Origin of the sequence: Pseudomonas sp. Z4-7, from assembly GCF_051131965.1 — a bacterium.
GTDB lineage: Bacteria > Pseudomonadota > Gammaproteobacteria > Pseudomonadales > Pseudomonadaceae > Aquipseudomonas.
Window position 1 is genome coordinate 3,384,851 of the sequence record NZ_CP071642.1, and the last position, 24,517, is coordinate 3,409,367.

The window sequence follows — 24,517 nt, forward strand, 5'->3', positions numbered from 1 at the left end:
CACCCCTATTTTATTGCGTTAGAAAGATAGTTTTCTATGTGTGGCATTGCTTGTGCAGCTTCGTTTAACTGATAAATATTCAATGTCAGCCGCCCTCCCCCAGCACGGAAACGGAAAGAGGGAAATTCTAGTACGCAATAACTTCTATTATTTGAAAAATCAATGGTGCTTAGTTCGGAAGAATTCATTTCGCTCATCTGATCAATTTTTGTCTCGCTGGGTCGACTGACGCTTTTTGACCTTAAACCGTGGCATTCAAATATTCTTTGCGCTGTGCCACTCGTTGTCTTTTCCTCATACTCAAGGATATGCAAAGCGTCGCGATTCGATGCGCTAGGAGGGGGCTGATTTAAATGAATACTAAATCCTGGATAATTGATAAGATTTACAATTACACTGTTTCTATACGCTTGCGGCTCGCTTTGGGCTGACTTCTTCAAGCAAGTCGCCAAGTCGCTGCACCCCCTATCATCTCCAAGCGCAAGTTGCACGGTAAAATAACTAGGTTCTTCTGGCCTTATACTCACCTTGAGGCCATCTGGATATGCTTTCTCTCCATCCCATACGATTGCTCCTTCTAAATATTGCAAGTAACACTTACCTTTATCTCGACCTAAAATAGCATGCAACTTTCCAAGGGCATCCTTTCTAATGCTTAGTCCGGATTTGAGCGGCCATTCGTCAAGCCCTGCCAGTTCGTCGTAACAATTTTTTTCTTTTTTAACGTCGGCCGAATGAACATTGCTCACGGAAAAGAAACTGGCAGCTATTAACATTTTTATCAAAAAAATTCTCACCTGAGAGAGCATGACAAAAACCTCAATTATAATTTTTTAAATACTAACGCGCGAGTGCGCTATAAAAAAAGCGATAGTCAATCACCTTTATCCGATGCACTACAGGACTTAGCAAAGCATATTTACCTGCAGGCCGCCTTCTCATTTCTATAAGTATTTTTCGTCAAAATTAAACCTCGTTATAATTGGAGTTGTTTGCTTCAGGCTGAAGATAAAGCAGGTCAGCACCCATAATTTGTTCGCGCCCGTCGACAAAGCTGGCAGTACGCCGTTGCAAACTTGATTCCGGGGCGTCGCAAAAATGAAAATCATGCTCACTGGCACGTTCCATATTGTATTCATGCCTGCCCCTGTTAGTAGTATAGCAGCGAGTCCGCAATTGACATAAAACAGCAAGCGGAAGTAACCAAATGCTCTAGCTGGAAGTAAACAGTGCAGTAACCCAGCATTTCAATTCCACAGATGCCCTAACACTTACCCGCATGCACTTCTTATCGCCAAGAGCGTCCACGCTCAACGCTCTCGAAAGCTTTCACTCGTCTTAATTTGCAACGGACTTAAAAAATACTCAATGATCCGACGCCGATCAGTTTTTACTTCTGCTGTCACCACCATGCCTGGCAACAGTTTTATATTCTGCCCCTTGACCGTCAAATAATCCGTGTCCAGATGAATCTTAGCGCTGTATATCAAGCCACGTTTTTCATCCTCAATGGCATCATTAGAAACGCTGATGACCTGGCCGGTGACAGCTCCATATTTAGTGAACGTAAAAGTCTCTACTTTGACTGTTACCAGTTGCCCGGGGTGGACAAATCCAACATCTTTATTTTCCAGCATAGCCTCGACTTCAACTGGTTGCCCCGTCGGCACAATTGTCAGCAGCGGCTGCGCGGGGGTCACTACTCCACCCACCGTATGTGTATTCAACTGCTGCACAGTTCCATCTACTGGAGCCTCCAGCGTCTTCAGACCGTCCTCGTACTCAGCCTTGGCATAGTCCTGTTCTAACGACGCGACTTTCTGATCCGCCTGTTGTAGTAAATCCAGCATCGCTCGTAGCGTCTGCGCTACCAAGCCCGCCCGCCGTCGTTCTGCCTCCTGTCTCGCTGCCGAGGACTGAAGTATGCTGGCTTGCTGTACGCTCAACTGCCGTTCGATGTCTAGTCGCGCCTGTTCCTTTTCCAAATAGGCGTGGCGGGCGATGTACTGTTTTTCCAGTAAGCGTCGGTAGTCATCCGCCAGTTTGGCTACGATGGGAAGCGTTTTATGAAGACTCGCTACTTGGCCCCGGGCCGATTGAACGTCGGCTTGGCGCTGAGCGATTTCGGCATCAATAGTATCTACATTGCTACGGTATTCCCGATACTGGCCCTGAAGCCAGCGCTCGGCAGCCATAATGTATTTGGGGTCGGCATTCTCGATAATGCCGGTTAACGGCCCAGGCGCCCGTTGGTGTTCTATTGCATCGATCATGGCAGCCGCTCGCGCACTATCAACGCGTGCGGCCCATAGATCGCTTGTTACTCGACTGACATCAGCCTCAGCGGCAGTTGAATCCAACTCCAATAGCAATTCGCCCGCCTTGACCGTTTGACCATCGCGCACATGTATAGCCTTCACCACTGCCGTTTCGCTGGACTGAATAATCTTGCTCTTACCACTTGGGATAATTTTGCCTGTAGCTGTCGCAACGACATCGATCTTGCCGACACATGCCCAAACTAACGTGATGGCGGAGAAAGCCATAATTGCCCACATGAGCACCCGAGGCGCCGGGTGAGACGGTCGCTCCTGCAATTCAATGGAGGCGGGAAGGAACTGAATTTCATGAGCGAGACGCCTCGGCGCATCCATCTCGCGACGGGCTTTCCAGGATTGCCTCCAAACTTGACGGTACCGCTGCAACAAGCTAGCTGCTTCTGCCTTAGACATTGCTGGCCCCTTGCTGCAAACGATGCAGCCGTGAGTAATGCCCCGCCTGATGAGTCAAAAGTTCTGCGTGAGAGCCTTGCTCGACTATCTGACCTCGTTCAACCACTACGATGCGGTTGGCATCGCGTACAGCCGAGAGACGGTGAGCAATGATGACCACGGTACGGCCTCTACAGATGTCCTTCATATTCTGCTGCACTACCCGCTCGGACTCGTAGTCCAGTGCGCTAGTGGCTTCGTCGAAGATCAGGATCCTGGGATTCCCCATCAAAGCGCGAGCAATGGCGATCCGCTGACGCTGACCTCCGGACAACGATGCGCCGTGCTCGCCCACGACGGTGTCATATCCTTCAGGGAGTTCCAAAATGAAGTCATGGGCACCAGCAAGTTTGGCAACCTGAATGACCTTCTCTAACGGCACACCGGGATCGGCCAGAGCAATATTTTCTCGGATACTGCGAGCAAAGAGCATATTGTCCTGTAGCACCACGCCAATCTGCCGGCGTAATGAAGATACATCTGCCAGTGCCAAGTCCATCCCATCCACCAATACGCGACCGCGTTCCGGAACATAAAGTCGCTGGAGCAATCGAGTCAGAGTGCTCTTTCCAGACCCTGAACGCCCGACGATACCTATCACCTCTCCTGCATTAACGCTTAAGCTGACGCCGCGTAAGATCTCTGCTCCATCTGGGCGATAGCGAAAATGCACCTGGTCGAATTCAATGCGTCCACGGATCGGCGGCAATGAACCGCGCGTCGCCTGCGCAATCTCAGTGCGAGTGTTAAGAATATCTCCCAAACGCTGCACTGAAACGCCGGTTTGCTGAAAATTAGTCCATAACTGCGCCAAGCGCATGATTGGCTGCGCTACTCGACCAGCTAACATATTAAATGCAATCAGTTGACCCACTGACAACTGACCATCAATCACCAGCCGTGCCCCCATCCATAAGGTCGCCACGGTGACTAATTTGCCAATTAACGACACGCTTTCATTGGCAAGAGTCGATAATGTTTGGGTCTTGAAGCCGGCCGCCACATAACCGGCCAATTGATTGTCCCACTTACGGATAGCTTGCGGTTCGACAGCCATAGACTTTAGCGTATCGATCCCGTTTACCGTCTCGACCAAAAAAGCCTGATTTTCAGCGCCCCGAGCAAAGCTCTCATTCAGCCGTGCCCGCAATATCGGTGTAATAAGCACCGACACTAAGATATACAACGGAAGCGACAGTACAACTATCAATGTTAACCAGCCACTGTAATAAAACATAACCGCTAGAAAAACTACCGAGAATAATACGTCGAGCACCAGCGTAATCGCATTACCCGTTAGGAAGTTACGAATATTTTCCAGTTCCCGTACTCGCGCCACCGAGTCCCCTACCCGCCGTGCTTGAAAATAGGCAAGCGGAAGGGTAACCAGATGACGAAATAACTTAGAGCCCAACTCGACATCAATACGGCTGGCGGTGTGTGCAAACACATAGCTGCGTAAACCCGTTAGGCCGGATTCGAATAGCATCACTATAGCCAAGCCAACCGCGATGACATCCAACGTCGTTAGACCGTGGTGCACAAGCACCTTATCCATTACCACTTGGAAAAATAGTGGCGTGACCAGTGAGAATATCTGCAGCGCGAACGACACAAGCATGACTTCCCCGAGCAATTTTCGGTACTTAATAATGGCTGGAATGAACCATGTAAAGTCGAACCGAGAAGGCTCTCCTGATGTACTCGCCTCGGAGCGAATCAGTAAAAGCTGCCCTTTCCAGCGAGATTGCAGTGCGTCAAACGTGATAACTTCTGGCCGCTGTTTTGCCGGATCATGGATCAGGACATTGTCTTGATCTATGCGCGCAATAATAAAGTATTTTCCATCTACATCCGTGGCTACAGCGGGCAGCGGCGTCCGAGTAAGGCGTTCAATAGTTGTTTTTACGTCTTTAGCTTTTAGACCTAGCTTTCGGGCAGCCAAAAGAATATCTGATTGCCCGAATGGGCGGTCAACGCTTCCGAACTCATGAGCAAGCTGATCAGCGGAGGCTGCTACTTGGTGAAATCGGGCGAGCATGACAAGACACGCCAAACCGGTGTCCAGCATCGTTTTTTCTTCCGGCATCTCACCACCTGTTTCTGCTTTGGCCATTATTCAAAACTCATCATGCAGAGTGAAATCCGCGAACAGTTATGGCCTAAAAGCCACAGCTAACTAATTATTCTCAATACGTCTAACCTTTCTTTTCCAGGCGCGCGCTGAATTTAACGCCATCCGCTCAAATTCCTGGAGGAAGAAAGTCTCGAGAGGGCACATAATCGTTCCTCAGGTGAACAGCAAGCTGCTGCAAGTCGTCGACGCTTAGGATCCCCGCGGCCTGCTTTAATCTAAGTGTGTCAACAATATAATCATATCGTGCGTTGTTGTAGTCGCGCACGACAGTGTATAGTTGTTTCTGCGCGTTTAGCACATCAGCAATATTGCGCGAACCAATATCCACTCCCACTTGATTAGCCTCTACTGATTTTCGAGCAGAAGTGATTCCCTGTCGACGGGCCTTAATTTGCGCAATGTCAGTGTTAATTCCTCGAAATGCATTACGAGTATTTAATACAACTTCGCGGCGGCGGTCTTCTTTTTCATCCTGTCGCTGTAGAAGCCGCTCGACAGATTCCTTCAATTTAGAGTTAGTCATGCCGCCGGAATAGATCGGAATGTTTAACTCGATCCCAATGGTACTTTCCGCAACGTTGTCTCGATACCCGTTACGCCCAAAATCTGTAGGATTGCTATAACCAAAACTGTCGTTATCCCCCTTACGGTATGAGGCGACCGCGTCGATCGTAGGTAAGTGTCCCGCCCTGTACTGCTTAAGCGTTTGCTCAGCCGCATACTCCGCTTTTTCATCAGCTTGAAGTTGGAGATTTTGACGCAGAGCCGTGTCTACCCATGACTGAGCTTCGTTAGGGATTGGCGATTCAACGGGCAGTTGATGACCCATTCCAGCTATAGATCGATAGGATTGATTAGTCAACCGGCTCAATGCTTCATACGCATCGTCGACCTTTCGCTGTAACAATTGCCGGTTCGCCTGCGCATTGTCATAGGCCGCTTGAGCGTCATAGACGTCCGTAATACTAGAGGCGCCATCTTCTAGCCGACCTTGGGCTTGGTCGCGCTGATAGAGCAGTGCGGCTTCTTCGGCCTCACCGGCTGCAAGAGCGTCAAGTTGACGCAATGTTTCAAAGTATGCTTCCGCAGCAGTAAGCGCTAATGTCTGGACTTTTACTGAAAGCTCCAGTTCGGCTTGCGCAACATTGGATTGTGCCGCCTTTAATTGAAACCAGCGATCAATACGAAAAAGTGGTTGGCTTAGGTTGGCACGAAAGGTGGTTCCGCTACGCGCACGACTGAGAGAGGGTTCGTCGCGCTCCAGACGCTTCGCTTCCGTAGTTGCGCCCGCAGTCAAACTTGGCAGGAGTCCGGAACGGGCCTGGGGTACAGCCTCGCGCTGGGCAGCGTAGGCGTGCCGCGCTGCGGACAACTCAGCATCGTTTTTAAAGGCGGACTGGTACACGCCCAGTAGATCGGCATGTTCGGCAGAAGGGGCACCAAAAGAAAAAGCAAACGGGCTAAATATACCGACAAAAAAGCATACGCATCGGTGATTTAATAACTGCATAAATGTCTTCCAAGCTGACGGCGTCTTATCGATTAATTCGGCCATACAATTGAGATCTTTAATTTTTTGGACGATAGGTAAGCCGTTCAAGCACAGCATAAGCAACGAGACAAAGTCTTTACAATCAAGCGACTGGACTGTTTATGTGGCAATAAGCCTGCATCGTTATCTCTTTCAGTTATATAGTGAATAGCTTTTTAATCTAGATAAATAAATCTGACGCTTATCCTGTTCTTAAACAGGATTGCGGCGGCAAAGAAATGGAGGCTGGGCTAAGCTCGCAATCTCGTTGATAAGGAGGCAAGTCGGCGTCTTGTTTCCAATGAGAGCAACGGATATTGACGCCTACTTAGTTCTGAAGGCTCAGGTATCCAAAGTCGACCAATGAGCCTTTTCACCGCACGCACTGCGCTGCCCCGGGCAAGGTGCGCATCTAGTGTCAGCCTTTGAACCGGACGTTTCACGAAGACGTTCAGCTCTACTATTGATCGGGTTCTGGCGTGGCTTTCGAAGCGATGAGCTCGCTCGGCTGACAGTTGAAAACACAAAGGCTGAGGCTGGCTCGGGCATTACCTTCTACTTGCCGTACACAAAGGTGGATCGTGATCACCGCGGGGGCACGTTTCACACACTGCCACTCAAGGAACTTTGCCCTGTCGAGTCATACATCAACTGGATAACCGTGGCCGGGATCAGTAATGGCCCAGTGTTCCGGAAAATTGATCGTTTGGGGAACCTATCGGATGAGGGCTTTAAGGCCACAAGCTTGATCCCTTTGCTGCGGCGTATCCTGGAGAAAGCCGGTATTCCTGCAGAGGGTTACAGCAGTCACTCCATGCGACGTGGATTCGCGACCTGAGCGTCAGCTAGTGGTTGGGACATCAAGGATGTTGATGACATGCGTCGGCTGGAAGGATATGAAGTCGGCGTTGCGGTATGTGGAAGCTCGGAGTTCGTTCGGCAGCCTAGCCTGCAGTCACAACCCTGACGATCGATGAGGCAAAGCGTCGCCGATGCCTGATCCAAGCGACGCATTCATTATAACTTGGCCGCCCCTGGCAAGGCTCACGCCCAATGAGGCCTGCATATCTATAGCAGGCCTCGGGGCGGGAGTGAGCTACTCACCAATATGTTGAAGCACTACTTCAATCTTTTCCTGCGACCAGAGCATCGTCCTGCCATTTTCTCTTGAAGCGTTGAGTATCTGCCCTGAGTTCATCTGGTTTACCCGACGCATGACGCTCGCGACCGTGGCTTGGTGCACCTTGGTTGCAATGTCAAGATCGTGAGCCTTGAGTTGCTCGCTCGTGAAAAAGTGAAGATCTAGGTTCTGTGTCATCGCAGGCCCTCCTCAGTCATTACGGATTGGAACGCCACCTACGTTACTCCGTCTACTTCGACCTTCAACGCCCTGGCCAACAGATGGCAGGGCAAGCGGACAGGTGGTTGACGACGTTGAGATATTCGAGTCTCAGCCGTTGCTCGCGATCACCGCGCCCTGCCCTTTATGCATCAGGGCTCCAATACGGAATGAGGGATTGCCCTGGACGATCCAGCACAATAGCTACGCTTTGCTGTGCCCGGGTAACCGCCACGTAGAATGTCGCAGCAGGGCCAGGATCAAGCGACTTGCCACGCTGCAGAAAGGTTGTGATTGGGCCTGTTGCGATGATCAGCACGCGTTCGTAGGTTGCGCCTTTGGCGACCTTGAAGTTGATGTAGTTCAGGTCGGACGTAGTGCCTGACCTTACGTTCGAACGCGCTGAACGATACGAGCAACACGCTGCTAAAAAAGTCTGGGGCAATGATTGCCCGCTGTTGGCCCCAAAACTGAACCTGATGGATCGTATCCGCACCAGTGTGGCCATCATGGATAGCTTTGATGATGCCATTCAAAATAGTGGTTTTACCGATGCCATTCCGTCCGATTAGCGCATGGACGAATGGGGGCAAAATTGGGGGCAAACAGAAGTGTTATCGACCTAAAAATATTGTCCTAGAGCCCAGTCATAATGTTTTTTGGCGACCCTGAGAGTCTTTAGGCGACGTCTGGCACCCTGTTTATCTGGCCATTTCTGCCTTTCCACAAACCATGGAGCTCCATGCACTTCCAGTGGATTGCTACATTGGGGGCATATTTGAGGGCATGCTTTGGATGGTTTGAAAAGGATGCCCCTGTATTCCGATACTAGTAACCGAGCAAACGTCTAGCTGGCGCTATCTATCGAACTATATGGCGAGGTTCGTCTGCCGTTTGGCTCCAATCGTCACACCCTAATCTCTGCCATGTGGGATCTACAACCACTAAGGCGGGACTTAGCAGCACGCTCGAACTTCCTTATCCAGAAGAGCTTCCATAGGCCAAACGTATCACCCCCTGGCTCTCAACTGGTTGACCAACGCTTCCACCAGCGGATTCGGACGCAGCGTATTCCAGGCCACGGCAGTCGTGACGACATTGAGTTTCTGGCTCAGCGGGCGCAATACCACGTTGCTGGGCGCCAGTTTCTTCAGCGACGCCGGTACCAACGCAATACCCTGGCCACAACTGACGAACGCGATTTGCGATGCCACCGAACGGACTTCGTGCAGGACCCGTGGAGAAAATCCGCTGGCGCGGCAGGTGGCAATCAGACTGTCGAAATACACCGGGCTGACCTTGCGAGAAAACATCACTAACGGTTCGGTAGCCAGGCTGGCCAGGCTTATTCGCTTGCGTGATGCCAATGGATGATCGACGGGCAGCGCGACCATCAGGCGATCTTCCGTTAATGGAAATGATTGGATCGACGCGCCAAAGTCACCGTCGAGGCGAGCAAAGGCCAGATCGATGTCTCCCGCTTCCAGCGCCGGAATCGCCTCGACGCTGTCAATTTCCCGAACGGATACGGTGAGCTGCGGATACTGGGTTTTCAGTTGCTCGATCACGCCAGGCAGAACATCGAACATCGCCGTGGAAATCGCGCCAATGGTCAGCATTCCGGACTGCCCCGCCACCGCCTCTTCCACCGCGAGCTCCAAACGCTGCAGTTGGTCGGCAAATTTGCGCACGGCTGGCAGAATCGCAGCGCCGACCGGGGTCAACCTGGCACCACGGCGCGAACGTTCGAACAGAGTGACTTTGAGTGCTTGTTCAAGGATCTGGATTTGCTCGCTCAACGGTGGCTGCGACATGCCAAGGCGTTTGGCGGCGCGGCCGAAATTCTGTTCCTCGGCCACCGCCAGAAACAACCACAGATGACGAATCAGGCGAAAGTTAATCATGGGGTTCCATAGGTTCAACGTATGTAATACATCCGTGATTCGTAATATACCTATCAAATCCCCTCGCTGACACTGGGCTCCTCCGCTATCAAGGGGCTCCTCCATGAATCAAGCTCATTTACTCCAACGCCTGGCATTGCTGGACACCAACACCGTGTCCGATGCACTCGATTTCCTCGGTTTGCCGGGCGCCACCGTCGGGCTGCGTCCGCTCTGGAACTGCCCGAAGATCGTCGGCCGCGCCAGTACCGTGCTGCTGGCGGCAAAGACCGACAGCGCCCCGACGGTGCACCTGATCACGCCGGTTATCGAACGGATCGACAGCGATGATCGGGTGCTGGTGATCGCCGGCGGGCTCGACGGCGTGTCCTGCTGGGGCGACATCCTCGCCAACGCAGCGGTGGGCAAGCAGATACGCGGCACGGTGATCGATGGCTACAGCCGTGACATCGACGGCAGCGCGACGATTGGGTACCCGGTGTATGGCCGGGGCGTGACCATGGTCAGCGCGCGCAATCGGGTCATCCAGATCGATTCGGCCGTGACCCTCGACATCGCCGGCGCGCCTGTCAGCGAGGACGACTTCGTCATCGCCGACAGTTGCGGGACTGTCTTCGTGCCCCAGGCCCATATCGAAAAAGTGCTCGACCTGGGCGAACGCATCGCCCACCGGCAGGGCGGTATGGTCGAGGCCGTCCGCGGTGGCCGCTCGGTCGCCGAGGTCATGCATGACAGCCAGTTCGAAGCCATTCAGGTAGAGCACGCACGATGAATGTCACAAACGAGGCAGTCGACGTGAACATCGATATCCAACGCTTGAATCCACGCCTGGCGAGTGCCCAGCCTTCGGCGACCTACCGCATCATGGACCGGGTGGCGGAACGCCGGGCACAAGGCGCGAACATTATTTCCCTGTGCGCCGGCGAACCGGATTTCGATACGCCAGGGCACATTCGCGAAGCGGCGATCAAGGCAATTGAGCAAGGCCACACGCGCTACACCCAGGTGGCCGGCGTGCGCTCATTGCGCGAAGCGGTGGCCGCCAAGTTTCGCCGCGAAAATGGCTTGGACGTTGACTGGCAAGACACCCTGGTCTGCAACGGCGGCAAGCAGGTGATCTACAACGCGCTGGCCGCAACGCTGGACGAGGGCGATCAAGTCATCGTGCCGGCGCCCTATTGGGTCAGTTATCCCGAAATGGTTCAGTTGTGCGGTGGCGAGCCGCGGATCGTGACGTGCCACGCCGACAGCGGCTTCAAGCTGACGCCTGCGGCATTGGCCGAGGCGATCACGCCAAAGACGCGATGGCTGCTCCTCAATTCACCGTCCAACCCGACCGGGGCCGTGTACAGCCGCGACGAGTTGCTCGCCTTGGCGCAAGTGCTACTGGCCCATCCCCACGTACTGATACTTGCGGATGACATCTATGAGCACCTGATCTTCGACGATCAGGTCTTCCATACGCTGGCAGCGGTGGAACCGCGACTGGCCCCGCGAACCCTGACCATGAACGGCGTTTCCAAAGCCTACGCCATGACCGGCTGGCGCATCGGTTTTGCCACCGGGCCGCGCTGGCTGCTGCAAGCCATGGAGAAGCTTCAGGGCCAGCAAACCTCGGGGGCCTGCTCCATTTCCCAGCAAGCGGCACTGGCCGCGCTGAGCGGCCCGAAGGATTTCATTCAGCAAAGCCGCGCCGCGTTCCAGGGGCGTCGCGACATGATGGTCGCGCTGCTCAATGCCACGCCGGGCCTGGAATGCGCCAGCCCTGGCGGCGCGTTTTATGCGTTCGCCTCCTGCGCCGGCCTGATGGGTCGCACCTCGCCTGCAGGACGGCGGTTGCTCACCGATGAGGACGTCGCCCACGCCTTGCTCGATGAAGCGAACGTGGCGGTGGTCCATGGCAGCGCGTTCGGCCTCGGCCCTTATCTTCGCATCGCCTACGCCTTGGATGATGCTTCCTTGCACCAGGCGTGCGAGGCAATCCGGCGTTTTTGCGAGGCCTTGCGCTGACCGGGCCGGACGAACAGACTCGGCGGATCGGCATCGAATCACTTCCTACCGGGTCTGACTGCGCATGATTACCTTCAAACAACTGGAAGCCATTTATTGGATCGTCGAACTGGGCAATTTCGAGTCGGCGGCCATGAAGCTGAACATGTCCCAGTCGGCCATCTCCAAGCGTATCCAGGAACTGGAAGAAGTGTTCGACATGCCCATCTTCGACCGTTCCAGGCGCAGCGCCCGACTCACCGAGAAGGGCGCCGAGCTGTTCGAGGAAGCGTCGCAGATCCTGCGTCAGCGCGACTTTCTGCTTGAGCGCATCAGCGCAAAGGAAGTGCTGGTCAGGCGCTTTCGTATTGGCGTGACCGAATTGACCGCCATCACCTGGTTGCCGGCGCTGATCGAAGCCATTCGCAGCGCCTACCCGAAAGTGGTGCTGGAACCTTCGGTGGAGCTCAGCACTGAACTGGTGGCCAAGCTGGAGAACGATCAGCTCGACTTGATTATCGTGCCCGACATTTTCGCCGACGCGCGCTTCGTCAGCACGCCGCTCAGCTCGGTTGAAAACGCCTGGATGTGTGCGCCCTCGCTGCACCAGGGCGGCGCCAGCGTGAACATGCAGACCCTGTCGTCGTACACCGTGCTCACCCAAGGCGGCAGCTCCGGCACGGGATTGATCTACGATCGCTGGCTCGCCCAGAACGACGTGCGCCTGAACCGCACCCTCAAGAGCAACTACCTGATCGCCCAGTTGGGCCTGACCCTCTCCGGCGTCGGCATCAGCTATTTGCCGCGCCAATGCCTCTCGCCGCTGGTCGATCAGGGACGGTTGCAGGTGATCGAAACCGAGCCCGGGTTGCCGCCGATCCACTACATCGCCGCACACCGTGCCGACCGGCTCCAGGGCCTGAGCGTCGAGGTCGCGCGTCTGGCCGCCGAGCTCTGTGATTTCAGCAAGATGGTCTGGTAATCCCGCACCCGAAAGGAGAAAAAAAGTGATGGGATTGCATAGATAAATATCGCTAATCCTGGCCAACGACCTTTCTTAAGATGCGCTTATCGCCCGCCAGGGTTATTCGTAAGTGAGGTCGCCATGTCATTGCCCGGTTCACGCATCCATCCATCTCCGCCCCAGGCTCCGGGCTCCTTGCTGGACGCATTCCGATCGGTTGTCACGCCCCATATCAGCGACAACCTGGGACGCCACATCGGCGCTCGGGGCCTGACGCGCTACAACCTCACCGGCAAGCTGGTGGGCACCGCGCTCACGGTGAAAACCCGCCCTGGCGACAACCTGTACATCTACAAGGCATTAACCCTGATCGAACCGGGCCATGTGCTGGTGATCGACGCCCAGGGAGACGACACCAACGCCGTGATCGGTGAGCTGATCAAGCTCTACGCGCAACAACGTGGCTGTGTCGGTTTCGTCGTCGACGGCGCCATCCGCGACGTCGCCAGCTTCCAGGACACCCCATGCTATGCGCGCAGCGTGGTGCATTGCGGTCCTTACAAAAGCGGCCCCGGCGAGATCAACGTGCCGGTGTCGATCGGCGGAATGATCGTCAACCCCGGCGACATCCTGGTCGGCGACGAAGACGGCCTGGTGGTGTTTTCTCCAGACGTCGCCGAGGAGCTCCTGCGCAAGGCCCACGAACACGACGCCCATGAACAGGAAGTCAAAGCCGAAATCGCCACCGGGGCGATTGATCAGTCCTGGCTGGACAGGGTGCTGGAAAAAGCCGGGCTGGCGAACTGACGCCCGGTTTACCGGTGCGCTGGCGATGCCCCCAGCCGCACCAAGAACCGCTTGACCAGACAACCGATAAAAACAAGGTCCGCTTCCATGTCCATGCCCGAAGTCTTGAAGCCTGCGGTGCGCAGCAGATACCGCTGGGTCGTTGCCGCGCTGATTTTCCTGATCTACACCGTTGCCGCCGCCGACCGCGCCAACCTCGGCGTGGCGCTGCCTTTCATCCGTAAAGAATTCGAGATGAGCAACGCCGAAGCGGGCGGCCTGATGAGCCTGTTCCTGCTGGCTTATGCCATGGCACAGATTCCTTCCGGTTTCGCCTTCGGACGGTTTGGCGTCAGCAAGATTCTCCCAGGCGCGATGATCCTGACCTCGGTGATGACCGGTCTGGTCGGCACCGCTGGTTCGTTGCTGGCGTTGAAACTGTATCGCCTGGGCCTCGGCCTGGCTGAAGGTCCATTGCCGATCAGCATGACGACCACCATCAACAACTGGTTCCCACCACGGGAAAAAGGCACGGCGTCGGGCATCTTCCTGTCTGCCGTCAAATTCGGCCCGGTGATCGTGCCGCCACTTTGCGCAGTGATCATCTCCGTCTGGGGCTGGCGAGAGATCTTCTACTTCTTCGCCATACCGGGCATCGTCCTCGCCGTGGTCTGGTATTTCATGGTGGCGGACCATCCGTCCCGCAGTCGCTTCGTCAACGAAGCCGAACTCAACTACATCGCCGACGACAAACCCGTTGCCCAGGCCGCCGAGGCCGTGCGGCCACCGGAACCGCCGGCGTGGGTCAAAAAACTCGATCGGTTCATTCGCACCCGTGATGTGGTTGCCCTTGAAACCAACCGGCAGGTGTTCAAGTCGTGGAATATCTGGGGCTGCGCCACCAGCTATTGTTTCCAGCTCGGTGTCTCTAGCGTGCTACTGGCCTGGATTCCGACCTACTTGATGACCGTCAAACAGTTCTCGATCATGAACATGGGACTGGTGTCGGCCGCACCGTGGGTAGGCGCCGTGCTAGGCAACCTGCTCGGAGGCCTCTGCTCGGACCGGTTGATGGGCGGTCGGCGCAAACCCGGCATGCTCCTGTCAGCGCTGGGCACCTCGGTCATGATGTACTTGCTGATCAACTCCCCCGCCGAGCCCCTGCCCTATGGGCTGCTGCTGATGCTGACCGGCGTGGTCCTCAGCCTCGGGTTTTCCTCCTACATGGTTTACCCGATGGGGCTTACCACCAAGAAAACGTTCCCCATTTCCAACGCCGTGGTGAACATGATCGGGCAACTGGGCGCGGCCGCGACGCCGTTCATTACCGGCCTGTTGCTAGACAACTATGGTTGGAACTATGTGTTCGCCTGGTTGGCGATCGGCTCGTTCATCAGCTTCATCATCCTGCTGACCATCGCCGAGCCAAGGCCCGCCGCCGCCCGTGCCGATTGACGCATCCAACCACCCGTGCGCAGCGCCTTGAGCTGCGCTGATTTGAAGAACAAGAGGAATTATTTATGTCTCCCGAAGACCAGGAACTGGTTGCCCTGTTTGAAGGCCTGGATACGCCCGGTGTGTCCGACGCCCTGGATAAACTCGATCTGCCCGGACAATGTCTCGGGATCATGCCGCTGGATAACTACCGTCAGGTGGTGATCGGCCCGGCATTCACCGTGCGCTACGTCAGCGCCAGTAGCCCGCCGGGAACGGTCGGCGACTTCATCGAGGATGTTGCCGAAGGCGATGTCGTGGTCATCGACAACGACGGGCGCACCGACTGCACGGTCTGGGGCGACATCATGACCCAATATGCCGGCAGTAAACGCATCGCCGCGACGGTGATCGATGGCGTGTGCCGGGACGTCAGCAAGGCGTTGGGCGACGGGTATCCGGTCTTCAGCAAAGGCCGGTTCATGCGCACAGGCAAGGATCGGGTCGAAGTCGCCTCGGTCAATCAGCCGGTCTCCATCGGCCAGGCCCGGGTCTGCGCCAGGGACATCGTAGTCGCCGACGCCAACGGCGTGGTGGTCGTTCCCCGAGAAAGGGCCCGTGAAGTGGCCGCCTGCGCCCGCTCGATCGAAGAAGTGGAATCGCGTATTCGTGCCTTGCTCGCTGAAGGCAAATCTCTTAAGGACGCCAGAACAGCACTGAATTACCACACCTTGCAGCGCAAATCCTGACCCTGCCCGGACGTCTTCCCCTTTGCCCTCACGGCCTGCCCACGACAGTGCAGTGTGAGGGCTTTTTATATTGCCGCCATATGACTCAATCTCGGAAAAAACGCAGAGCCTCCAGGGCATCAGCCAGGCGTGGTGACCAACAACAAAGAGTCTCTGCGTTAAACCTAACCTAGTTCACGGCTGAGTTGCTCACGATCCAGAGCCCCATCCCAGCGGGCAATGAACAGCGTGGCGACACCGTTTCCGATCACATTGATCAGCGCGCCGCCTTCGGAGATAAACCGGTAGACGCCTAGCACCAGTACCAGGCCTGCCGCCGGTATTACATCGATCGAACCGAGGGTTGCCGCCAGGGTGATGAACGCGCCTCCGGTCACGCTCGCGGCGCCCTTGGACGTCAGCAACAGGATCAGTAACAGCGTTACTTGATGATAAAGAGAGACGTCGATGTCCAGGGCCTGGGCAATGAAGATCGCCAGTACCGTCATGTTGATGCAACTGCCGTCAAGATTGAAGCAGTAGCCGGAAGGTACCACGAGGCCGACGGTGGACTTCTCGCAGCCGAGCTTCTCCAGCTTGCCCATCAGGCGCGGCAACGCCGACTCCGACGAGGAAGTGCCGAGGACCAGTACCAGTTCTTCGCGGATGTACTTGAGGAACTTCCACAGGCTGAAACCAGCCAGCCGCGCCACCAGATTCAGCACCACGAATACGAATACCAGCCCGGTAAGGTAGTAACACACCAGCAGGTTCACATAGGCCCCGAGCGACTGCACGCCGTACTTGCCCACAGTGAAAGCCATGCCGCCGAAGGCTCCCAGGGGAGCCAGGTACATGACGATCTTGAGCATGCGAAAGAATGCCTTGGCCACCAGGTCGATGGTATTGAGCAGCGGCTTGCCAGTCTCGCCCAACAATTGCAGGCCGAAGGCGAACAGCACCGAGATGAATAGCACTTGGAGGATATCGCCCTCAGTAAACGCGCCGAACACCGTGGTCGGCACAATGTGCGTGAGGAACCCGACCACGCTCTGATCATGGGCGGCCTTGGTGTAGCCCGCGATAGCCGAAGCGTCGAGGCTGGCCGGGTCGATGTGCATGCCGACACCTGGCTTGAGCAGGTTCACCCCGATCAAGCCGATCACCAGGGCTATGGTGGTCAGCACCTCAAAGTAAATCAGAGACTTGAAACCGATACGCCCGATGCGCTTAAGGTCCTGCATGCCGGCGATACCGCTGACCACCGTGCAAAATATGATCGGTGCTATCAGCATCTTGATCAGCTTGATGAACGTATCGCCCAAGGGTTTCATCTGCTCACCGAGACCGGGGCTAAAGTGACCGAGGATCACCCCCAGCACGATCGCTGCGAGGACTTGCACGTAGAGGTGCTGGTAAAACGCTTTGCGCCGTGGAAGCGGTTCATCCACGGATTCGACTGACGAGCTGATTATTTTTGTCATGGCTCTGCCTTATGGGGTTGTGATTGGGGGAGCTGAAGGTTCAAGTCACCACGTTGATCGGTTGATGGGCCGCAAACGCCGCTATATTGGCTGCCAGCACGGCTTTGAGCCGCTCGACACTGCTTTGGCTGGCCCAAGCGACGTGGGGCGTAACCAGCAAATTGGGATGTTCGCAGTGCAGCAAGGGATGGTCGGATTGGGGCGGTTCCACCTGGAGTACGTCCAGTGCAGCCCCGCCCAATCGGCCGTGGGCGAGCCCGTCGAGCACGGCGTTTTCATCTACCAGTGCACCGCGTGCGGTGTTGATGAGCAAGGCACCGGATTTCATCCGTGCGATCTCGGCGGAACCGATCAAGTTACGAGTCTGCGGCGTCAATGGACAATGCAAGGTCAGCGCATCGGCCTTGGCCAATACCGTGTCGAACGCCGTGTAGCCTTCCCGCACCCGCGACTCGCCACGGTGTTCGGCAAACAGCACGGTGATGTCCAAGGCCTTGGCCAGGCGCGCCACGCGGCTGCCGATATCACCTCGGCCGATGATACCCAGGGTCGAGCCTTGCAGGTCTTGGATCGGCGCCGCATGCACGCAGAAATGGGATGACTGTGGCCACAACCTGGTCGACGCCGCACGATACGCCATGAGGTGACGACGTAGCGCAAACAGCGAGCCGATCACCGCTTCGGCCACGCTGACCGCGCTGTACGCCGGCACGTTGCACACCGTCACGCCTTGATCACGGCAAGCCGCAATATCGATGCAGTCGTAGCCAGTCGCAGCCACGCAGATCAGCTTCAAATGTGGCAGTTGTCCCAGGGTAGCTCGGTCGATACGTACCTTGTTGGTAATGGCCACATCGGCTTCGGCCAACGCCTGCACAACCTGGTCGGGAGTGGTTTTTTCTCGTTCAGTCCACGTGCTGGCCTGGGCCGGGCGCGCCAATGGCGACGGCAAGCTTGCACCGTCGAGAAACACGATATTCATACGGGCACCTGTTCAGAAATTTCGATGAGGTTCAGGTCCGGGTCGCGCACATACACCGAACGAATCGGCCCAGTGGCGCCTGTACGCGGCACCGGGCCTTCGATGATCGGCCAGGCCTGGGCTTGCAAATGGGCGATCACTTCCTCCAGCGAAGTGCTGGTGATAAAGCACAGGTCCAGCGCACCGGGCACCGGCAGATGGGCCTTGGGCTCGAACTCTTGTCCACGCTCATGCACATTGATTTTCTGGTTGCCGAAGCGGAACGCGAGTCGGCCGTTGCCAAAGCTCTCCTGGTGCATGCCCATGACGCGAATGTAAAAGTCTTTGCAGGCCGCTACGTCGATGGTGGTAAGAACCAGATGGTCTAGATGATCAATCATGGGGTGCGCTCCAGTTCAGGGTTGGCCACTTGCTTGCTTAGGCTGTGTACGTGATCGGGGATAGGATGCAGGTCCAGGCGTTTGCCGGCTTTGAGGATCTGGCTGGGGATGTCGTGACCAATCAGTCCGGGCAACTGGGCGGACGCCGCCAGTACGCGGTCCAGGTTCATGCCGGTGTCGTAACCCATCAGGTCCAGCATGTGCACCAGGTCCTCCATGCACACATTACCGCTGGCACCTGGGGCATACGGGCAACCGCCCAAGCCGCCCAGGGATGCATCAAAGCGGTCGATGCCGGCCTGCAACGCCGCCAGGGTATTGGCCAGGGCCATGCCACGCGTGTTATGAAAATGCAAAGTCAGTTGCAACTCAGGAAAGCGCTCGCGCACCTGGCTCGACAACGCCTCCACTTGCGAGGGATAGGCCATGCCAGTGGTGTCACACAAGGTGACGCCACGCACGCCCAATTCGGCGAAACGCCCGACCCAACCCAATACATCGTCGGCCGGCACGTCGCCCTGCATCGGGCAGCCAAATACCGTGGACAGCGACACGTTGACCGCCACCGGCCCGCGCCCAATTACCCCCACCACATCTCGGAGCTGGGCAAACGACTGCTCGCGTGTCATGCGCAGGTTGGAGCGGTTATGCGGTTCGCTCACCGACATCACCAGGTTGGCTTCGTCGATTCCACACCCCAGCGCTCTTTCTGCCCCCCGAATGTTGGGCACTAGCACCGTGTACTCCACATCTTTATGCCGCTGAATTACAGCCATCACGGCCTCGGCGTCACGCAACGCGGGAATGGCCTTGGGCGAAGTGAAGGAAGTCACTTCGATCTTGGCGTAGCCGCACTGGCTCAGCGCATCGATCAAGGCGATTTTCTTTTCGGTGTCGATAAAGGTCTTTTCGTTCTGGAAGCCGTCACGGGTCGCGACTTCCTGCAGGTATAAGCGTTTCATTGAGGTACTCCTGGTTTCAGATGAGGCCGCGAGCGCGCCAGGCTGTACGGGTCGGCGCATCGATACCGATGTTCTCAAGCACCGCATCTGTGTGTTGTCCAAGACTCGGCGCACGCGAACGCACACGGCCGGGTGTCGCCGTCAACTTGGGAACGATGCCGGGCAAGGTGACGGCAGTGCCGTCGTCCAACTGGCTGGCAAGTAGCATGTCGCGTGCCTGGTAATGGGAGTCGCAGGCAATGTCGGCGGCGTCATAGATCTTGCCGGAGGGGATGTTGGCGTCCTTCAACGCGGCGAGCACATCATCAAGGTTCCGCTCGGCCGTCCACGTGGAAATTGCCGCATCAATGCGCGCCACATGGCGCACACGGCCATCGTTCTGCGCCAGTTCCGGGTCCTCGGCCAAGTCCGGGCGTTCGATCTTTTCCATCAGGCGGCGGTAGATGCTGTCGCCGTTGCCCGCGATCAATGCGTACTTTCCATCCTTGCAACGGTAGGCATTGGTCGGCGCAATACCCGGAAGGCTGCTACCGGCCGGCTCGCGCACCGTGCCAAACACCGAATACTCGGGAATCAGGCTTTCCATCATGTTGAAAACCGACTCATACAAAGCCACATCTACCTGCTGGCCGACACCGTGGTTTTGTTCGCGATGGCGTAGTGCAAGCAGCACCCCGATCACACCATGGAGTGCGGACAACGAGTCGCCTATCGACACCCCCACCCGCACCGGTGTGCGCCCTGGCTCGCCGGATAGATGTCGCAAACCGCCCATGGCTTCTCCGATAACGCCGAAGCCTGGCAAGTCGCGATAAGGCCCGGTCTGGCCATAGCCGGACACCCGCAGCATCACCAGGCCAGGGTTGATAGCGAACAGCTCATCCCAGCCCAACCCCCATTTTTCCAGTGTTCCAGGACGGAAGTTCTCGATCAGGATGTCGGCGTCCTTGACCAGCCGCTTGACCACTTCCCGGGCTTCGGCCTGACGAAGATCGAGGGTGACCGATTGCTTGTTGCGCGACTGGGCTGCCCACCAAACTGAGGTGCCGTTGTGCAGCAACCGCCATTTGCGCAGGGGGTCGCCGGTGACCGGCGGTTCGATCTTGATAACTTCAGCGCCGAACTCGGCGAGGATCTTGGCCGCGAAAGGCCCAGCAATCAGCTGGCCCATTTCGACCACCTTGATGCCTTCTAGCGGTAGGCTCATGACGTCTTCCGTTCTTGTTGGAGGCGATGGTCAGATAATCCACTCAAACGCACGGTGTGAGAATTTCAAAGATTTCCACTACTCTTTCCAAACTGGAAACACAGAGGTGGATATGTTCAATTTGTTGCAACTCGATTTGGTGTCGCTACGCCTGTTGGTATTGACCGCCAAGACGGAAAACCTGACCCAGGCCGCAAACAGTGCGCACATGACCGTTTCCGCAGCGAGCAAGCGGTTAGCTGAACTTGAAAGGGTGACCCACTGCACCTTGTTCACCCGTGTGCCCCGAGGACTGCAGCTCACTCCCGCTGGGCGCGGCCTGGCAGAACATGCGCGGGCCATCCTCGACGTCGCACAGCAAATGGCCCACGACGCCACCGACTACGCGAATGGTGTTCGCGGCCATGTGCGGTTGTTTGCGAATACCTCCGCAGTGATCCAATTCCTGCCGCATGACCTGGCGACATTTCTGGCGGCCAACCCCCACGTACGTATCGAGCTTGCGGAAGCGCTCAGCGACAGCACCATCCATGCGGTGGAAAGCGGCCAGGCCGAGATAGGAATCTTTGCCGACAATGCGCCTGCTCCCGGGCTGCAAATGCAGCCCTATCGACGCGACCGCCTCGTGGTGCTGGTGCCCCGAGCCCACGAGTTGGCGCAGCGTGCCGCCGTGACCCTGGCTGACACGCTGGATTTTGATTACGTGGCTTTGAATCAGGGGAGCTCACTGCTGCGTCGCATCAACGACGCCGCTGCCAGCACTGGGAGGCTGCTGAAAGTACGGATTCAAGTCAGCAGTTTTGACGGTATCTGCCGCATGATCGAGGCTGGATTAGGCATTGGCATTCTGCCGCTCGGGTCGGTCCATCCCGAACTGCTCGAATCGAAGCTACGAGCGATACCGCTGGAGGGGGCCTGGGCGACGCGTACGTTATATGTCGGCGTGGCTGACGCCTCGCGTCTGTCACCGGAAGCAATGAACTTATATAACTATCTCGGGAGTCTGGAGTAGGAAATAGAGTTGACCGAAATCGGAGTTAAACCCTATCCCTTCTGGCGCCGTCTTGATTGACCATGCAGCGAGCTTGTGTCAGTTGCTCTTTCCTTAGCGGTCTCCGCAGTCGGTAGCTGGCGTCTGGTTTGCGTGGTGTCAATTATTGTCAGCGGCTTCAGGCGCAATACGATCTGGTTGCTCAGGGCCTCAGCGGCAGGAATCGTCACTCGCAATCGCTCGCACACTCGGTTCGAATTGGGGCAAAACTGGGGGCATGCTTTGGATGGTTTGAAAAGGATGCCCCCAGCCTAAGGCCAAGTGGGCTATTGATGAGGATAGCTCCGACCGGACACTCTGGATTCGATAGGCCGGCCTGAAGCTTTCAGCGGAACGGCGGGCACTGATCTGCAGGTCGCTTTATCATGGGCGGATGACTTTGAACCTTGCTGATTGGCGCCGAGTCAGCCATGACCTTGGCATAATATGCCAACAATCAAAAGTACCTGTTTGCATAGAACTGGAGCTAGTTATGGCGACGCGAAACGTTGTGCTCACCCCTCACCAGGAACAGGTTATCCATGACTTGGTGCAGTCCGGTCGTTATCAGAATGCCAGCGAAGTGATGCGAGAAGGTTTACGTTTATTGGAGCAGCGCGTCGCCGAAGACACCGCCAAAATTGAGGCCCTGCGTCAGGCGACCTCAATCGGCACCATGGATCTTGAGCACGGGCGCGTTACTCAGATGAACGAAGGGGATCTGGAGCACTACCTCGAGGGCTTGAGCCTGGAGGCAACCCTCCCCGCGCGCGAGAAACACTGAGCATGCCGCCGTATCGGATTTTCAACGCGGCGCGCGCCGACATTGTCGACATTCTCAGGCTCTCGCAGACGCAGTTCGGCGATCAAGCTCGTCAGCGCTACCAAGCGCTGATCCTCGCGGCGCTGCAAGCGCCTGCCGACACGCCTTATCGCATCGGCAGCCACGACTGCGATGAGCTTGCACCTGGCCTTCGCAGCTATCACCTCATCTATTCACGCCTGTAGGCCAAACAAACCCATGGAACGGTCAAAAGCCCAGGCCATATTGTGTTCTATCGTGTGGCAAACGACGACGTGATCGAGGTCGTCAGGCTCCTTCATGACGCCATGGAAGTGCACTTGCACTTGCCTAACGATTGATCAGCAACCTGGCCCAACGGCTTAACTGGCCAGGAATAGCGAACTATCCGGAAACCTGCGGTTTACTGGCCCAGAATGTTCTCCAACGCAGCGGTATGGCCGGCCGGGTCGTTTGCGCTGGACATCACTTCGACGATGGTGATGTTCTGATTGTTCATCGTCATCAACGAGGCCATCAGTAGTTTCAGGCCGTTGAAATCGTCGGTGCCGTCCAGGCGGTACATCTTCAAGCCGTTCACCTGGATGGTCTTCTCGCCAGTCATGCGAAAGTTGGGTGACGCGGCCTGCTGCTTTTCCTTCACGGTATCCACGGCAAGGCGAAACGCAGCGTCCGGGGTGGTGCCCGCAGTCGGTGCCGGACCTTCGGTAACGATGATGGCCCGCTCGCTTTCCGGATCGAAGTACATCGTGCCGCCGTTCTCGCTGTTCAAGGTACGGGCCTCGACGCCGTTCAGCACGAACTTCAGCTTGCCGCCTGCCAGGGACACCGCTTGCGTATCCGATGCCGTCGTAGCGGTTTTTTCAGGCGAGGCAGCGACTGCCATGGTGGCCGCGCCGCTCAAGGCAGCAAGCACGCACAAGGAACGGGTCCAGCCCAACAGCAAATGCTTCGACATTGATAACGCCTTTGTTTTCAGGCCGTCGACTACCGACGGCCTGTCGTGCGAACAGCCTAGCTTACTTGCCTGCTCATTTGCCCAGGATGTTGTGGGGGCGCTGGTTCCGGGTTGTTGCTGGGGCTGGATCGGGATGACCAGCAGCATCGAGCCTAAGTCTCACGACTTGGGCAGCCTGCCAAGGAAGTCAACCACCGAGGCTCAAGATCCCGTCAGCAAATTTTCCTGGCGCCTCTTGAGGCACGTTGTGGCCAATGTTTTCCAGGATTTCCCGGCGATACGGCCCGGTAAAATGACGGGCGAATGGGTCCTCCTCGGCAGGCGGATCAACCGCATCAGCGCCACCCTCCAGAACCAATGAAGGCACCGCTATCCTGGGTTGTGCGGCAAGCCGGGATTCAATGTTCCGATAGGCTGGATCTCCTTCGACCAATCCGAAACGATGACGGTACGAGTGTGTTACCACGTCAACAAAGTCGTCGTTCTCAAACGCTGCAGCGGTCGTTTCGAACTCCTCCTGCGTGAACCCCCAGGTCGGCGACCACATGCGCCATAACAAGCGGCAGAAATCCCTTCTGTTCGAGGCCAATCCAGCGCGACCACGGCTACCGTGAAGATAGTATTGATACCAGAGCAGGTGCTCCGCCTCGGGAGAAACAGGCCGGTGCGCTTCAGCGATATTCTGAATACTGTAGCCACCACAGCTGACCAAACCGCTTACCCGTTCCGGCCATAGCGCGGCGACGATGCAAGCCGCTCTTGCGCCCCAGTCATAACCCGCAAGTACAGCTTTTTCGATTTCCAGTGCGTCGAGAAAAGCCAACAGGTCGGCTCCGATTGCCGCCTGCTCTCCAGAGCGCATTGTCTGCTCATCCAGAAATCGGGTGGGGCCGTAGCCACGAAGGTAAGGCGTCAAGCATCGCTTTCCAGCTGAAGCCAGGATCCTGGCGACTTCATCGTAGGCATGCACGTCATAGGGGAAGCCGTGGAGCAACACCACGGGGGCCCCGTCGACCGGACCGATCTCCAGATAGGCGATTTCCAGAACACCGGCTTTAACAGTTTTCATCATTGCCTCCTGCGTAGCACCTGCGATCGAAAAATCGGACCAGGAAAAACACGCCCATGC

The 24,517-nt window shown here is 56.4% G+C and carries 23 protein-coding genes and 1 pseudogene; 10 read left to right on the top strand and 14 right to left on the bottom strand.

From position 1 onward, the window contains the following. Window positions 1–5 precede the first annotated feature (5 nt). From J3P91_RS15195 to J3P91_RS15220, 6 genes are all read right to left on the bottom strand, one after another. On the bottom strand, window positions 6–809 hold the full coding sequence (locus J3P91_RS15195) for a hypothetical protein (protein WP_434600916.1): 804 nt from the start codon (window positions 807–809) through the stop codon (window positions 6–8). A 157-nt stretch (window positions 810–966) separates the two neighbouring features. Further along, a complete protein-coding gene (locus tag J3P91_RS15200; RefSeq protein WP_434600917.1) occupies window positions 967–1,128 on the bottom strand; it encodes a hypothetical protein in 162 nt (53 codons plus the stop codon). 182 nt (window positions 1,129–1,310) lie between these two features. Continuing rightward, window positions 1,311–2,732, bottom strand: coding sequence for an HlyD family type I secretion periplasmic adaptor subunit (locus J3P91_RS15205; RefSeq protein WP_434600918.1), 1,422 nt, complete (start codon window positions 2,730–2,732; stop codon window positions 1,311–1,313). Beyond that, a complete protein-coding gene (locus J3P91_RS15210; protein WP_186651077.1) occupies window positions 2,725–4,887 on the bottom strand; it encodes a type I secretion system permease/ATPase in 2,163 nt (720 codons plus the stop codon). Before J3P91_RS15210 ends, J3P91_RS15205 begins: the two co-directional genes overlap by 8 nt. A 127-nt stretch (window positions 4,888–5,014) precedes the next feature. After that, on the bottom strand, window positions 5,015–6,463 hold the full coding sequence (locus tag J3P91_RS15215; protein WP_434600919.1) for a TolC family outer membrane protein: 1,449 nt from the start codon (window positions 6,461–6,463) through the stop codon (window positions 5,015–5,017). A gap of 1,072 nt (window positions 6,464–7,535) precedes the next feature. Continuing rightward, window positions 7,536–7,757 carry a hypothetical protein gene (locus J3P91_RS15220; protein ID WP_434600920.1) on the bottom strand — a complete coding sequence of 74 codons (222 nt, stop codon included), beginning with the start codon at window positions 7,755–7,757 and terminating at the stop codon, window positions 7,536–7,538. Window positions 7,758–8,155: 398 nt separating this feature from the next. On the opposite strand from J3P91_RS15220, the gene J3P91_RS15225 reads away from it, so the two are divergent. Further along, window positions 8,156–8,350 (top strand): hypothetical protein, encoded by a 195-nt coding sequence (locus J3P91_RS15225; protein ID WP_434600921.1) that lies wholly within the window; start codon window positions 8,156–8,158, stop codon window positions 8,348–8,350. A gap of 438 nt (window positions 8,351–8,788) precedes the next feature. On the opposite strand, the gene J3P91_RS15230 is transcribed toward J3P91_RS15225, so the two are convergent. Then, on the bottom strand, window positions 8,789–9,682 hold the full coding sequence (locus J3P91_RS15230; RefSeq protein ID WP_434605153.1) for a LysR family transcriptional regulator: 894 nt from the start codon (window positions 9,680–9,682) through the stop codon (window positions 8,789–8,791). Between the two features lie 103 nt (window positions 9,683–9,785). Here J3P91_RS15230 and J3P91_RS15235 point away from each other — a divergent pair, with 103 nt between their 5' ends. The 6 genes from J3P91_RS15235 (at window position 9,786) to J3P91_RS15260 (ending at window position 15,604) form a co-directional block, all read left to right on the top strand. Beyond that, on the top strand, window positions 9,786–10,454 hold the full coding sequence (locus tag J3P91_RS15235) for an RraA family protein (RefSeq protein ID WP_434600922.1): 669 nt from the start codon (window positions 9,786–9,788) through the stop codon (window positions 10,452–10,454). 23 nt (window positions 10,455–10,477) lie between these two features. Beyond that, window positions 10,478–11,692 (top strand): pyridoxal phosphate-dependent aminotransferase, encoded by a 1,215-nt coding sequence (locus tag J3P91_RS15240; RefSeq protein WP_434605155.1) that lies wholly within the window; start codon window positions 10,478–10,480, stop codon window positions 11,690–11,692. Window positions 11,693–11,756: 64 nt separating this feature from the next. After that, the gene (locus J3P91_RS15245) at window positions 11,757–12,653 is read left to right on the top strand and encodes a LysR family transcriptional regulator (RefSeq protein ID WP_434600923.1); all 897 of its coding nucleotides are present in this window, start codon (window positions 11,757–11,759) and stop codon (window positions 12,651–12,653) included. Between the two features lie 123 nt (window positions 12,654–12,776). Further along, window positions 12,777–13,442 (top strand): RraA family protein, encoded by a 666-nt coding sequence (locus J3P91_RS15250; protein ID WP_434600924.1) that lies wholly within the window; start codon window positions 12,777–12,779, stop codon window positions 13,440–13,442. Window positions 13,443–13,529: 87 nt separating this feature from the next. After that, window positions 13,530–14,876, top strand: coding sequence for an MFS transporter (locus tag J3P91_RS15255; protein ID WP_434600925.1), 1,347 nt, complete (start codon window positions 13,530–13,532; stop codon window positions 14,874–14,876). Between the two features lie 65 nt (window positions 14,877–14,941). Further along, entirely contained in the window at window positions 14,942–15,604 is a 663-nt protein-coding gene (locus J3P91_RS15260) for an RraA family protein (protein ID WP_434600926.1), read from the top strand. A gap of 164 nt (window positions 15,605–15,768) precedes the next feature. Here the strand turns inward: J3P91_RS15260 and dctA are convergent, their stop codons facing one another. The 5 genes from dctA to J3P91_RS15285 are packed head-to-tail and all read right to left on the bottom strand — an operon-like array spanning window position 15,769 to window position 20,598. Then, the gene (gene dctA, locus J3P91_RS15265; protein ID WP_434600927.1) at window positions 15,769–17,067 is read right to left on the bottom strand and encodes a C4-dicarboxylate transporter DctA; all 1,299 of its coding nucleotides are present in this window, start codon (window positions 17,065–17,067) and stop codon (window positions 15,769–15,771) included. 40 nt (window positions 17,068–17,107) lie between these two features. Then, window positions 17,108–18,049: a D-2-hydroxyacid dehydrogenase gene (locus tag J3P91_RS15270; RefSeq protein WP_434600928.1), complete on the bottom strand. Its 942-nt coding sequence runs from the start codon at window positions 18,047–18,049 to the stop codon at window positions 17,108–17,110. Then, a complete protein-coding gene (locus J3P91_RS15275) occupies window positions 18,046–18,429 on the bottom strand; it encodes a VOC family protein (RefSeq protein WP_434600929.1) in 384 nt (127 codons plus the stop codon). Before J3P91_RS15275 ends, J3P91_RS15270 begins: the two co-directional genes overlap by 4 nt. Further along, a complete protein-coding gene (locus tag J3P91_RS15280; protein WP_434600930.1) occupies window positions 18,426–19,391 on the bottom strand; it encodes a hydroxymethylglutaryl-CoA lyase in 966 nt (321 codons plus the stop codon). The genes J3P91_RS15275 and J3P91_RS15280 overlap by 4 nt, the downstream gene beginning before the upstream one ends. 16 nt (window positions 19,392–19,407) lie before the next feature. Then, entirely contained in the window at window positions 19,408–20,598 is a 1,191-nt protein-coding gene (locus J3P91_RS15285) for a CaiB/BaiF CoA transferase family protein (RefSeq protein ID WP_434600931.1), read from the bottom strand. 112 nt (window positions 20,599–20,710) lie between these two features. On the opposite strand from J3P91_RS15285, the gene J3P91_RS15290 reads away from it, so the two are divergent. The 3 genes and pseudogenes from J3P91_RS15290 to J3P91_RS15300 all read left to right on the top strand — a co-directional run bounded on the left by J3P91_RS15290 (window position 20,711) and on the right by J3P91_RS15300 (window position 22,771). Further along, window positions 20,711–21,610: a LysR family transcriptional regulator gene (locus J3P91_RS15290; protein WP_434600932.1), complete on the top strand. Its 900-nt coding sequence runs from the start codon at window positions 20,711–20,713 to the stop codon at window positions 21,608–21,610. Window positions 21,611–22,121: 511 nt separating this feature from the next. Continuing rightward, complete coding sequence (locus J3P91_RS15295) at window positions 22,122–22,412, top strand: type II toxin-antitoxin system ParD family antitoxin (protein ID WP_434600933.1); 291 nt, start codon at window positions 22,122–22,124, stop codon at window positions 22,410–22,412. A 2-nt stretch (window positions 22,413–22,414) separates the two neighbouring features. After that, window positions 22,415–22,771, top strand: a pseudogene (locus J3P91_RS15300) (type II toxin-antitoxin system RelE/ParE family toxin). A 62-nt stretch (window positions 22,772–22,833) separates the two neighbouring features. Here the strand turns inward: J3P91_RS15300 and J3P91_RS15305 are convergent. Then, on the bottom strand, window positions 22,834–23,388 hold the full coding sequence (locus J3P91_RS15305; protein ID WP_434600934.1) for a hypothetical protein: 555 nt from the start codon (window positions 23,386–23,388) through the stop codon (window positions 22,834–22,836). A 187-nt stretch (window positions 23,389–23,575) separates the two neighbouring features. Beyond that, window positions 23,576–24,460, bottom strand: coding sequence for an alpha/beta fold hydrolase (locus tag J3P91_RS15310; protein ID WP_434600935.1), 885 nt, complete (start codon window positions 24,458–24,460; stop codon window positions 23,576–23,578). Between the last annotated feature and the right edge of the window lie 57 nt (window positions 24,461–24,517).